Below are 11,856 nucleotides of genomic sequence, written 5' to 3'. Positions count from 1 at the left end.
GACCCGTGGGCCATGCAGGTCAACCTGGGCGCCCCGCGCTGGGTGGCCGCCCGGCCGGTTGTTCTCGTGCATACACAGGCCGGCGCGCATAATGTCGTGGTGGCGCTCGCCACGCCCTCCCCCATCCGAACGGACGCACAGCGGGCTCCCCCGATGACCAGGTATTCCCATGCATAGCGGTGGTCTGGAACTGGCCCTGGTACTGCTGCTGGCGGCGGTCATCGCCGTGCCGGTGTTCAAGAAGTTCGGCTTCGGCGCGGTACTGGGCTACCTGGCGGCCGGCGTGGTGCTGGGCCCGGACGGGCTGGGCTTCGTGCAGGACGCCGACCGCATCCTCGGTGCCGCCGAGATCGGTGTGGTGATGCTGCTGTTCGTGATCGGCCTGGAGCTGTCACCGGCACGCCTGAAGGTGATGCGGCGCTCGGTGTTCGGCGCCGGCGCGGCGCAGGTGGCGTTGTCCGGGCTGGTGCTGGGCGGCCTGCTGCTGCTCGATCACTTCCAGTGGAAGAGCGCGCTGGTGGTCGGCGTGGCGCTGGCGCTGTCATCCACCGCGGTCGGCCTGCAGCTGCTGTCCGAGCACAAGGCGATCAACAGCGACCATGGCCGGCTCGGGTTCGCCATCCTGCTGTTCCAGGACCTGATCGCGATCCCGCTGCTGGCGGCCATCCCCCTGCTGGGCGGAGTGAAGAACGAGACCCTGCGCTGGGAAGATGCGGCCGTGGCGCTGGGTGCGCTGGCGGTGGTGATCCTGTGCGGACGACCGGTGCTGCGCAAGGTGTTCAGCATCATTGCGCGCACCCGCAGCCCGGAAGTATTCACTGCCACCGCCCTGCTGGTGGTGCTGGGCACCGCCTGGTTCATGCAGGAAGCCGGCCTCAGCCCCAGCCTCGGCGCGTTCCTGGCCGGCGTGCTGCTGTCCGATTCGGAGTTCCGGCATGAGCTGGAAGCGCAGATCGAACCGTTCAAGGGGCTGCTGCTGGGCCTGTTCTTCATCGCAGTGGGCATGGGCATCGACCTGGACCGCATCGCCGCCGAGCCGTGGCTGATCGCCGCGGGTGTCGGCATCCTGCTGGTGGTCAAGTTCAGCCTGCTCTACGCGGTTGGACGTGTCGCCCGGCTCAGCTCGCGGCAATCGCTGCTGCTGGGCAGCGTGCTGTGGCTGGGCGGCGAGTTTGCCTTCGTGGTATTCAACGAGGCACAGCGCGCGCACCTGCTGGGCAACGCCAACCACGACCGGCTGGTGGCGATCGTCGGCCTGTCGATGGCGATCACGCCGCTGCTGATGATCGCGCTGCTCAAGCTGCTCGGCCAGGAAAAAGCCGCACCACGCGCGGCGGCCGAGGCCGACAAGGTGGCGCCGGACAACCGGCCCAAGGTGCTGATCGCCGGCATGGGGCGCTTCGGCCAGGTGATCGCGCGCCTGCTGACCGCGCAGAAGGTGCCGTTCGTGGCGCTGGAGGCGAACCCGGACACCGTTGCCGACCTGCGCCGCTTCGGCAACCAGCTGTACTACGGCGATCCGACCCGGCCGGAGATGCTGCGTGCGGCGGGGGGCGAGCACATCGATGTGTTCGTGATCACCGTGGATGACCCGGAGACCAACCTGCGCGCGGTACGCATGGTGCGCCGGCTGTACCCGGACGCGACGGTGCTGGCGCGTGCACGCAACCGCCAGCATGCGTGGCGCCTGATGGACATGTCGGCCGAGCCGTTCCGCGAAGTGTTCGGCACCAGCCTTGAGATGAGCGGGCGCGTGCTGACCGCGCTGGGCGTGACACCGGACGTGGCCGAACGCCATGTGCAGCGCTTCCGCGAGCACGATGAGCAGCTGCTGCGCGACCAGTATCTGGTGTACGACGACGAGGCAGCGGTGATCCAGACCTCGCGCGACGCACGCAACGACCTGATGCATCTGTTCGAGGCCGACGCGGAAAGCGACGGCAAGTAGGCGTGCCGACCAACGGTCGGCACCCACCGGGGGCAGGATCGGCATCCACCGGGGGGCAGGGTTGGCACCGACCCGATCGATGGCGGACCCGGTAGTGCCGGCCGCTGGCCGGCAGCCTCGGTATCCCGGAGGTCTCAGCAGGTTGCCGGCCAGCGGCCGGCACTACCCACTGCAGATTCCGGCAGCGCGGTGTTGGGGTCAGAGCCCTTTCCGTTGGAAAGGGATCCGACCCCGGCCTGTCAGCCGTTGTCGCGCAGGAACCGCGCCATCGACGAAACGCCCGGCACGCGCGGTTCGAACTCTCCAGCGACGTCGATGAAGCCGCGCATCACCGCGATCTCGCGCGGGCTGCGGTTGAGGCTGTCGCGCACTTCCGGATCGGCACCGGCGCGCAACAGGCGCTGCACCAGCAGCGGCAGTCCATGCAGGGCGGCCAGATGCAGCGGGCCGAAGCCGCGCGGATCGCGCACGTCCAGGCTGACGTCCTCATCCAGCAGGCGCTCCACCGCCGCCATCACCACCTGCTCGTCGCAGGCGGTTCCCGGCTCGGCGCGTGCGCCCAGCAGCAGCAGCAGCGGCGTGACCGAACCGGCGGCGGCCTGGTCCGGCTCGGCGCCCGCCAACAGCAGGGTGTCGAGCAGGGCCAGCAGGCGCGAGCGGTCGCGGGCACTGAAACCGTACAGCGCGGCACAGTGCAGCGGGCCCAGCTGCTGCGCGTCACCGGCATGCACGTCGGCACCGGCAGTGAGCAGGCGCGCGACGATGTCCGGCAGGCCCAGCGCCGAGGCCAGCATCAGCACGGTCACCCCGCCCGGCAGGCGATGTTCCAGCTTGGCGCCGGCATCGAGCAGGGCCGAAACGATGTCGACCTGGCGCATGCTGACCGCCGCCGACAGCGGCGTCGCACCGCTTGCAGCGGCGTGCTGCGGATCGGCACCGCGCGCCAGCAGCAGGTCGGTCACGGCCAGGTGGCCACCACCGGCCGCACGCAGCAGCGCGGTGCAGCCCTGTGCGTCGACCGCGTCGACGGCAAATCCCAGATCGATCAGGCGGCGCACGGCGTCCACATCACCGGCCATCGCAGCGGCCGGCAGATCGGCCTCGCGCAGGGTACGGCGTGGCAGCGGCCACACCCGCCAGTCCAGCCAGTCGGCCAGGTCACGGCGACCGATCGACAGCGCCACGCCCAGTGGCGTCTGACCGTCGGCGGCACGTGCTTCCGGCGAGGCACCGTGCTGCACCAGCAGCTTCAGCGCGCCTTCGCGGGCCAGTGCGGTGGCCAGGTGCAGTGCGGTCATGCCATGGCTGTCGCGCGCTTCGCGATCGACACCGGCCTTGAGCAGGGCCTGCTGCAGGCGCAGCCAGCCCAGGCGTACCGCCAGCGACAGCGGTGGGTCACCGGCCGGCGAAGCGGCGAACGGATCGGCGCCACGCTCCAGCAGTTCCAGCGCCAGTTGTTCCAGGCCGCGGGCGGCCTGGTCGTGCTGTGCGCAGGCGGCCAGGAAGCGTGCCAGCCCACCGCGCCCAGCCGGCGACAGGCCGCGCTGCAGCATGACCTGCAGCGCCGGCACCGCGTCGATGCCGCGCGACAGCAGCGCGAACATCGGCGTATCGGCGCAGGCGTCGCGCACATAGGGATCGGCACCGTGGGCCAGCAGCCAATCGACCGCGCGCGGCTCCAGGGCCAGCTCCGGATCGAGCAGCAGGCCGCCCAGTTCTTCCGGCTGGCACAGCCTGGCCAGCGCGGCCATGCCATCGGTGTTGCCGAAGCCCAGCGCTTCGCGCAGCAGGGTCAGCGGCGGACGGTCCGGCAACAGGCCGCTGGCGCTGGCCGCTTCACCGCGCTCGGCCAGGCCATCACTGACGGCTGCCGGCAGCGGATAGGACGGGTCCAGCAGGGCCACGATCGCCCAGCGGCCCGCTTCGGCCGCATAGTCCACCGCGCGGCGGCCAACCGGGTCGGTGGCGTCGGCGGCGATGCCCAGTTCCACCAGGCGCTTGATCAGCAGCGGCGAGACATCCTCGGCCATCACTGCCAGCTGCACCGCATTGCGGCCTTCGCCGTCCACCGCGACCAGGTCCGGCTTGTGCGGCAGCAGGTGCTCGACCACGGCGGCACGGCCGGCACGGGCGGCTTCCAGCCACGGCGTGCGGCCCAGTGCATCGCGCGCTTCCAGGTTGGCGCCGGCGCCCAGCAGCACGCCGATGATCTCCACGTGGCCGGCCAGCGCTGCCTCGTGCAGCGCGCTGCGGCGCTGGCGATCACGCGCGTCGGCGCGTGCCTTGTGCTTGAGCAGCAGCTGCACGCCGGCCGGATCGTCGTCCTCGGTGGCGGCGGCGGCCAGCAGTACCGGGGTGCCGTCGGCCGGTTCGCTGCGTGCACCGCGCTCGAGCAGGAAGCGGGCCAGGCGCCAGTTGCCGACCTGGCAGGCCACCGCCAGCGGCGACCAGCCCTCGCGGTTCAGCGCATCGACTTCGGCAGCGGCATCGCGCAGCAGCGCGGCAACGCCCGGGTCGGAACTGCGTGCGGCATGGTGCAGCGGGGTGTTGCCATCGCTGTCGGTGGCACGTGAATCGGCGCCGTTGGCGAGCAGGGTCATCACCGCTTCGGGGCGGCCATGCCAGCTGTCGCGGGTGGCGGCCAGCAGCGGGGTCATGCCCCGGTGCGGCGCGTTCACATCTACGCCGCGGGCAATCAGCTCGCGCAGCAGGCGCAGGTCCGGCAGCACCGCCGCCAGCACCGCCAGGCTGCGCTGGTCACGCCAGTTCGGGTCCGGCAGCGCATACGGATCAGCACCGGCCTGCAGCAGCTGCAGGCCGCGGTCGACGCGGCCCTGGCGCGCGGCCTCATACAGGGCCGGTGTCAGTTCCTGCGGCGCCATCGCCTCCAGCGGCGCGGTTTCGGCCGCAGCAGGGAACATCGGTTCCTGTTCGCTGCTGGCAGCGGCGAACGGGCTGGGGCGCAGCGACACCAGCGGCGCGGGCGCGACCCGCTGCAGCAGCAGGTGCAGCGCCGGCGACAGCAGCACGACCGCCAGTGCGGCGGGCCAGCGTGCGCCGTCCGGCAACAGGCCCGGCCAGGCCGGCAGCACCACCAGTGCGGCCAAGGCGATCACCAGCGCGGCCACGCCAAGACCACGCCAGGCGGTCAGGTCGCGGCCGGCCAGCGCCTGCCAGTGCTGGGCCAGGCTGCCATCCAGGCGTTCGACATCGTTCCACAGCGGCCAGGTGCGCCAAGCCGCCAGCAGGCCGGCACTGACCAGCACGCTCAGGCCCAGCACCGCCGCCAGGCTGCCGCTGTCACGCAGGGCCGCCAGCGGCCAGGCCAGCAGCAGCGCCAGCAGCAATGGCGCGGCAGCCCACAGCGCCAGCAGTGCGGGCAGGTCCTGGCGTGCGACCACCTTCAGCGGCAGCAGCGCACGGCTGCGACGCCACCACGACACGCCCAGCGCGAACGCCGGCTGCGCCAGTGCGGCAAGGATGGCACCCGGCACACCGCCCACCGCAGCGCCCAACGCCAGCATGGCACCCACGGCGAAGGCGATCGACAGGGCACGCGGACGGGAGGTGTCAGTCATAGTGTCGCGGCATCAGGCTGGCCACCGACGGCGGTACCTGCAGGTAGAACCCGCGTTCGCTCATTTCGCTGCGGACCTTTTCAGGATCGGCCTGGGCCAGGCGGCGCTGGACATCCAGGGCCACCTCCAGGACGAAGGTGAGCGTCCCCAGCGAGGTGAGCAGCGGCGCGGGCAGCGCGCTGAAATCATCGCGTCGGGGAACGTAGACGTAGGTGTCCGGCTTGAGTTGGCTTTTATAGACGTAGGCGTGCATGTCCGCGGGACGATAACCCGGGAAGAGCCATGATTGTGTCGGAAAGCCGACACCGGGGAAAGCCGTCAGCCGACGATGGCGGCGCGATCGGCGGCGTTTCCCTTGCGAGGTTCAGCAATGTGGCGGCGACGTTCAGCCAACGCCGCCGCCACACGGGCACTTACTTGACCTTGGCGTAGGTGCCCTTCAGCGCGACACCGGCGAGGATGGTGCCGGCATAGCACTCGTAATTGGTGCTGCTCTTGAACTCGTTCTTCTTGTAGTAGCTGACGATGTCGACCACGGCGTTGGCGCCGCGCGACCTGGCGCCGTCCTGCAGCGCGCGCAGCGCCGACAGCGCGACCCAGCGGCAGGCCTCGGCATCGCTCTTGTTGGCGGCGTTGGTCTTCTTGTTGGTCACGTCTTCACCCAGGCGCTGCTGCACGCTGACCGGCTGGCCGGCCAGGTAGAAGCGCACGCTGCCGTCGATGCCGGCGTCCTTGGCAGCCTGCGAGCTGACCAGCTCCTGCAGGGACTGCTCGACGCGGGTATCGCGGGCAGAGGCGGTGGAGGTCAGGGCCAGCAGCGCGGTGGCAGTGGCGATCATGAGAGTGCGGCGCATCGAAACTTCTCCTTGTCAGGGGTGCGGGTGGATGGCGGAAACAGTGCGGTGGGGCGGTGGATCACTCGCTCCAGCGGCGGAACACCAGTGAGGTGTTGATGCCGCCGAAGGCGAAGTTGTTGCTCATCACGTACTCGGCCTGCAGTTCGCGGCCCTGCCCGGTGATGAAGTCGAGCTGGCCACAGCGCGGGTCGACCTCGGCCAGGTTCAGGGTCGGCGCGAACCAGCCGGCGCGCATCATCTGGATGCTCAGCCAGGCCTCGAACGCGCCACAGGCACCCAGCATGTGGCCGACATAGCTCTTCAGCGAGCTGATCGGCACGCGGTTGCCGAACACCTGCGCGGTCGCCTGGGTTTCGGCGATGTCACCGTGGTCGGTGGCGGTGCCGTGGGCGTTGACGTAGTCGATCTGCGCCGCGTCCAGGCCGGCATCCTCCAGCGCCAGGCGCATGGCCTGGGCCATGGTGTCGGCGCTGGGCTGGGTGACGTGCTGGCCATCGCTGTTGGTGCCGTAGCCGACCACCTCGGCAAGGATGGTGGCGCCGCGCGCCTGCGCGTGCTCCAGGTCTTCCAGGATCAGCGTGCAGGCGCCCTCGCCCAGCACCAGGCCATCACGGCCGGCATCGAACGGGCGCGGGGTGGTCTGCGGCGCATCGTTGCGAACGCTGGTGGCGAACAGGGTGTCGAACACCGCCGCTGCGGTGGCATCGAGCTGCTCGGCACCGCCGGCCACCATCACCGTCTGCTTGCCACTGCGGATCGCTTCATAGGCCGCACCCACGCCCTGGCTGCCGGAGGTGCAGGCACTGGACGTGGTGTACACGCGCCCGGACAGGCCGAAGAACACGCCGATGTTGACCGGCGCGGTGTGGCTCATCATCTTCAGGTAGGTGGTGGCACTGATGCCATCGGTGGTGAACTCGTTGAGCATGCGCCCGAATTCACCGGTGGCCTCGTGGCTGCCCGAGGACGAGCCGTAGGCCACGCCGGTACGGCCGCTGCGCAGCACCGGATGCTCGTGCAGGCCGGCTTCACGCAGTGCCACCTCAGTGGCGCGCACCGACATGATCGCGACCTTGCCCATCGAGCGGGTGGTCTTGCGGTTGTAGTTCGGCGGCAGCTCGAAATCCTGCGCCGGCGCGGCCAGCTTGGTGTTCAGCCCGGCATAGACATCCCACTCGGGCATCGCACGCACCGCATTGCGGCAGCTGCGCAGGTGTGCCTCGATGGTCGGCCAGTCGTGGCCGAGCGGACTGATGGCGGCGGCACCGGTGACCACCACGCGACGATCGGCGGCCATCAGATCATGCCTCCGTTCACCGAGATCACCTGGCGGGTGATGTAGCCGGCCGGCTCGGACAGCAGGAACGCCACCGTGGCCGCCACTTCGTCGGGACGACCGACGCGGCCGGCGGGAATCAGCTTGAGCGCGTGTTCAACCACTTCATCGTTGAGCATTTCGGTCTCGATCAGGCCCGGGGCCACGCAGTTGACGGTGATCTGGCGGCTGGCCAGTTCCAGCGCCAGGGCCTTGGTGGCACCGATGATGCCGGCCTTGGCGGCACTGTAATTGACCTGCCCGCGGTTGCCGGCCAGTCCGGACACCGACGACAGGGTGATGATGCGGCCAGGCTTGCGCCGGCGCACCATCGGCATGATCAGCGGATGCAGTACGTTGTAGAAACCGTCCAGGTTGGTGTGGATGACCTGGTCCCAATCCTCCGCTGACAGTGCCGGGAAGGCACCGTCACGGGCGATGCCGGCGTTGCAGACCACGCCGTAGTACGCGCCGTGCGCTTCGACATCGGCCTCCAGCACAGCGCGTGCGGCCTCGCGATCAGCCACGTCGAACATCAGTACGCGGGCCTGCCGGCCCAACGCGTGGATCTCGGCCATCACGGCCTGTGCCTCATCCAGGCGGCTGCGGCAATGCACCACCACGTCGAAGCCGTCACGCGCGATGCGCAGCGCGATGGCCCGGCCGATGCCCCGGCTGGCGCCGGTCACCAGCACGCTTCGATTCCCTGTCATGCCTGTCCACTCTCCAGATAGGCCATCGCATCGGCCGGTTCGAACACCGACACGTTGGCTGTCGCCCATTCGTCCTCGCCTGCCAGGATGCGGCAGGCGAACATCCCCAATCCATTGTCACCCAACAGCTCGCAGCGCGCCTGTACGCGCAGCCGCGATCCGCTGGGAAAGCTGCTGCGCGGGCTGCTGTAGCGGCGGCTGCCAAGCAGGAAGCCCAACTGCGGCGGCTTGCCCGCCGCACGCGCACGGCAACCGGCCCAGGCCGCGATGGCCTGCGCCATGTATTCGATGCCGACCCACGCCGGCACCTGGCCCTCCTCGACGAACAGGCCCGCGTCGGGCACCACCAGTTCGGCCTCGATGGTGTCCTGGTCCCAGTGCGTGATGCGCTCCAGCAGGCACATGTCCTGGCGGTGCGGCACCACCTCTTCGATCGCGTACAGCGTGTTCATCGACGCTCCAGCGCCAGCACGGCATTGCTGCCGCCGAAGGCGAACGAATTGCTCAGCACCCGCCGCGGTGCCTGTGCCAGGCGGGTGACCGGTGCGACCAGCGGCAGTGCCGGCAGCGCGGGGTCTGCCACGCCGTCCCACCAGTGCGGTGGCAGCTGCTGCTGCGGGTTCCCGGCCAGCACGATCCAGCACAGTGCAGCTTCGATCGCGCCTGAAGCACCCAGCGTATGGCCGGTCAGCGGCTTGGTCGAACTGGCCGGCACCTGGTTGCCCAGCACCTGCGACACCGCCAGGCTTTCCATCGCATCGTTGTGGCCGGTGGCGGTGCCATGCAGGTTCACGTAGTCCACTTCATCGGCCGCCCAGCCGGCGCGCTGCAGCGCCTGCTGCAGGGCATCGATGGCACCCAGGCCCTGCGGATCGGGGGCGGACATATGGTGCGCGTCGGCCGATTCGCCCCAGCCGGCCAGGCATACCGGGCCGGGTTCGCGGGTGAGCAGGAACAGCGCGGCACCCTCGCCGATGTTGATGCCGGCACGGTGCTGCGAGAATGGATTGCAGCGCAGGGCCGACACCGATTCCAGCGCGCTGAAGCCGGCCACGGTGAAGCGGCACAGCGAGTCCGCGCCACCTGCGATCACGGCGTCGACGATACCGGCCCGCAGCATGCGTGCAGCCGACATCAGGGCCTTGGCACTGGACGAGCAGGCGGTGGACAGGGTCCACGCCGGCCCCTGAGCGCCGCTGCGCTGGCGCACGAACTGCGCGGCAGTACCCATTTCCTGCTGGGCGTAATCGAACCCGGGCGGCCATTGGCCCTGTTCGGCATGGGTGCGCAGGGCCTGCTCGGATTCACCGATGCCCGAGGTACTGGTGCCCAGCACGACCGCCACGCGTTCGGCGCCGTGGCGGGCGATCGCGGCGGCCACCGCCGGTGCGATCTGCGCCAGTGCCACGTCCAGCAGGGCGTTGTTGCGCCCGCGCAGGGCGGCCGGCAGTTCTTCCAGCGTCGGCAGCGGTGTACGCACCTGCCCCAGCGCCAGGGTGTGCCCCGGCAGCAGGGTATCGTTGTCGCTGAGCCCGCCCGGCACGCCGGCGAACATCGCCGAAGCCACCGCGTCGCGGCCATCGCCGAGCGCGCAGACCACGCCCAGATCGTTCAGGTAGATCGGTGCACTCATCGATCCGGCCCGGCCATGTCGATCGATTCGATGCGCAGCGCATAGCCTTCGGCGCGGTTGTCCAGCTGCACGCTGCCATCGTCCAGGCGCTGCAGCTGCAGCCACACCGTGCCGTCGCGCGACAGGCTGCGCTGATGGCCATCGTCACGGACCTGCCAGCCGGCTGGCAACGCGGCCGCGATGGCTGCGGTCGGCCACAGCGCGAACTGCAGGTCATCCAGCACGCGCTCGGCGCGCACCTGCTGCGGCAGCCACGGCGCGCGCTGCTGGGTCAGCTGCCGGCCGTCCCACTGCAGGCGCACGCCGGTCTGGCCCATCGCCTGCACCGCCAGCTGCACCTGCTGCGCATCGGCTTCCAGCAGTGCATCCAGGTCGCGCTCATGCGTGCCGAACCGGAAATGCAACTGCTGCTGCAACGCCAGCGGCGCCGGCAGGCTGGCCGGCGACAGGCGCAGCGGCGGCAGTTCCACCAACGGCTTCGGCATGCGGCCGGCGCAGGCCACCAGCAGCAGGCTCAGCAGCAGTGCTGTCGCAGGGGCGATCAGGCGCCGCACAGCTGCTCCAGCACGCGCATGCGGCGGCCACTGTCATCGGCCACGTACGGGTTGTTGGTGTCCCAGGCGTAACCGGCCAGGATGGAGCTGATCATGTCGCGCACTTCGGGCTGCTGCTGCGGGTGGTAGATGATCTTCTGGAAACCGCCTTCGTACCAGCTTTCGACAAAGCGGCGGAAGGTCTTCACGCCCGCCCGCAGCGGGACCGAGAACTCCGCTTCCCAGTCCACGGCTTCGCCGGCATAGCGGCGCGCCAGGCATGCACTGGCCAGCTGCGCGGACTTGAAGGCGATGGTCACGCCGGACGAGAACACCGGGTCGAGGAACTCGCCGGCATTGCCCAGCAGGGCATAGCCCGGCCCCCACAACGAACTGACATTGGCCGAGTAGCCGGTGATGCGGCGCACCGGCAGCACCGCCCATTCGGCATTGGCCAGCAGCCGGGTCAGGTTCGGGTCCTCGCCGACGATGGCCTGCAGCTTCTGCAGGTCGTCGCCCTCGTAGCGCTCGAAGAACGACGGTTCGGCGACCACGCCCAGCGAGCAGCAGCCGTTGGAGAACGGGATTGTCCAGTACCAGACGTCGACGTGCTCGGGATGGGTGGTGATCAGGATCTTGTTGCGGTCGAAGTCCGCTTCGGCCGGAATGTTGTCGCGCACGTGGCAGAAGATCGCCCCGCGCACCGGGAAGTTGGACGGGGATTCCAGCTGCAGCAGGCGCGGCAGCAGGCGTGCGAAGCCCGAGGCGTCGAGGATGAAATCGGCCTCGATGCGGTACTCGCTGCCGTCCGGGCGGCGCACCGTCACCGCCGGCTGCTCGCCGGCTTCGACCGACAGCACTTCATCACCGAAGCGCAGCGTGGCCCCCATGCGCTCGGCACCGCGCGCCAGCACGTTGTCGAAGTCGGCGCGCTGCACCTGGTAGGTGGTGCCCCAGCCCGGCGAGAACTTCTTCCTGAAGTCGAATGCGGTACGCGCTTCGCCGTGCACGAAGGCCGCGCCGTTCTTGTGCTGGAAGCCGGCTTCGACCACGTCCTGCAGCAGGCCGGCGGCCTCGATGTACTCCATGCTCTGCGGCAGCAGGCTTTCGCCGATGGAGAAGCGCGGGAACTGCTGGCGCTCCAGCATCAGCACCTGGCGGCCCTGCTGGCGCAGCATCGCCGCAGCCACGGAGCCGGCCGGGCCGGCACCGATGATCAGGATTTCAGTACGTTCGACAGCATCCACAGCAGTATTCATCGGTGCGTCCTTGTTGCTCG

The 11,856-nt window shown here is 69.8% G+C and carries 10 protein-coding genes; 1 reads left to right on the top strand and 9 read right to left on the bottom strand.

Features of this window, described 5'->3' with window-relative positions:
• Positions 1-169 precede the first annotated feature (169 nt).
• A complete protein-coding gene (locus AC5P98_RS19405) occupies positions 170-1,948 on the top strand; it encodes a monovalent cation:proton antiporter-2 (CPA2) family protein (protein WP_049406813.1) in 1,779 nt (592 codons plus the stop codon).
• A gap of 239 nt (positions 1,949-2,187) precedes the next feature.
• Here AC5P98_RS19405 and AC5P98_RS19400 read toward each other — a convergent pair whose 3' ends face one another.
• From AC5P98_RS19400 to AC5P98_RS19360, 9 genes are all read right to left on the bottom strand, one after another.
• The gene (locus tag AC5P98_RS19400) at positions 2,188-5,526 is read right to left on the bottom strand and encodes an ankyrin repeat domain-containing protein (protein ID WP_032960601.1); all 3,339 of its coding nucleotides are present in this window, start codon (positions 5,524-5,526) and stop codon (positions 2,188-2,190) included.
• On the bottom strand, positions 5,519-5,779 hold the full coding sequence (locus AC5P98_RS19395) for a YcgL domain-containing protein (RefSeq protein ID WP_049404015.1): 261 nt from the start codon (positions 5,777-5,779) through the stop codon (positions 5,519-5,521). The genes AC5P98_RS19400 and AC5P98_RS19395 overlap by 8 nt, the downstream gene beginning before the upstream one ends.
• Positions 5,780-5,939: 160 nt before the next feature.
• Positions 5,940-6,380, bottom strand: a complete 441-nt coding sequence (locus AC5P98_RS19390; RefSeq protein WP_032960605.1) for a hypothetical protein — start codon at positions 6,378-6,380, stop codon at positions 5,940-5,942.
• A 61-nt stretch (positions 6,381-6,441) separates the two neighbouring features.
• On the bottom strand, positions 6,442-7,680 hold the full coding sequence (locus AC5P98_RS19385) for a beta-ketoacyl-ACP synthase (RefSeq protein ID WP_014648835.1): 1,239 nt from the start codon (positions 7,678-7,680) through the stop codon (positions 6,442-6,444).
• Positions 7,680-8,411, bottom strand: a complete 732-nt coding sequence (locus AC5P98_RS19380) for a 3-ketoacyl-ACP reductase FabG2 (RefSeq protein WP_049404017.1) — start codon at positions 8,409-8,411, stop codon at positions 7,680-7,682. Before AC5P98_RS19380 ends, AC5P98_RS19385 begins: the two co-directional genes overlap by 1 nt.
• Positions 8,408-8,863, bottom strand: a complete 456-nt coding sequence (locus AC5P98_RS19375) for a hotdog family protein (protein WP_032960608.1) — start codon at positions 8,861-8,863, stop codon at positions 8,408-8,410. Before AC5P98_RS19375 ends, AC5P98_RS19380 begins: the two co-directional genes overlap by 4 nt.
• Entirely contained in the window at positions 8,860-10,044 is a 1,185-nt protein-coding gene (locus AC5P98_RS19370; RefSeq protein ID WP_049404018.1) for a beta-ketoacyl-[acyl-carrier-protein] synthase family protein, read from the bottom strand. Before AC5P98_RS19370 ends, AC5P98_RS19375 begins: the two co-directional genes overlap by 4 nt.
• Entirely contained in the window at positions 10,041-10,598 is a 558-nt protein-coding gene (locus AC5P98_RS19365) for a DUF3261 domain-containing protein (protein ID WP_032960612.1), read from the bottom strand. Before AC5P98_RS19365 ends, AC5P98_RS19370 begins: the two co-directional genes overlap by 4 nt.
• A complete protein-coding gene (locus AC5P98_RS19360; RefSeq protein WP_014648840.1) occupies positions 10,586-11,836 on the bottom strand; it encodes an NAD(P)/FAD-dependent oxidoreductase in 1,251 nt (416 codons plus the stop codon). The genes AC5P98_RS19365 and AC5P98_RS19360 overlap by 13 nt, the downstream gene beginning before the upstream one ends.
• Between the last annotated feature and the right edge of the window lie 20 nt (positions 11,837-11,856).

It is taken from the genome of Stenotrophomonas sp. YJH_SMC_135, assembly GCF_059372355.1.
The sequence above is the reverse complement of the archived record's forward strand: the minus strand, read 5'-3'. Positions and strand labels throughout refer to the sequence as shown.

What these genes read in the sequence shown, in the direction of transcription:
- AC5P98_RS19395 (WP_049404015.1), bottom strand. Translation starts at nt 5,779, where the DNA reads ATGCACGCCTACGTCTATAAAAGCCAACTCAAGCCGGACACCTACGTC.
- AC5P98_RS19400 (WP_032960601.1), bottom strand. Translation starts at nt 5,526, where the DNA reads ATGACTGACACCTCCCGTCCGCGTGCCCTGTCGATCGCCTTCGCCGTG.
- AC5P98_RS19390 (WP_032960605.1), bottom strand. Translation starts at nt 6,380, where the DNA reads ATGCGCCGCACTCTCATGATCGCCACTGCCACCGCGCTGCTGGCCCTG.
- AC5P98_RS19370 (WP_049404018.1), bottom strand. Translation starts at nt 10,044, where the DNA reads ATGAGTGCACCGATCTACCTGAACGATCTGGGCGTGGTCTGCGCGCTC.
- AC5P98_RS19360 (WP_014648840.1), bottom strand. Translation starts at nt 11,836, where the DNA reads ATGAATACTGCTGTGGATGCTGTCGAACGTACTGAAATCCTGATCATC.
- AC5P98_RS19380 (WP_049404017.1), bottom strand. Translation starts at nt 8,411, where the DNA reads ATGACAGGGAATCGAAGCGTGCTGGTGACCGGCGCCAGCCGGGGCATC.
- AC5P98_RS19375 (WP_032960608.1), bottom strand. Translation starts at nt 8,863, where the DNA reads ATGAACACGCTGTACGCGATCGAAGAGGTGGTGCCGCACCGCCAGGAC.
- AC5P98_RS19385 (WP_014648835.1), bottom strand. Translation starts at nt 7,680, where the DNA reads ATGGCCGCCGATCGTCGCGTGGTGGTCACCGGTGCCGCCGCCATCAGT.
- AC5P98_RS19405 (WP_049406813.1), top strand. Translation starts at nt 170, where the DNA reads ATGCATAGCGGTGGTCTGGAACTGGCCCTGGTACTGCTGCTGGCGGCG.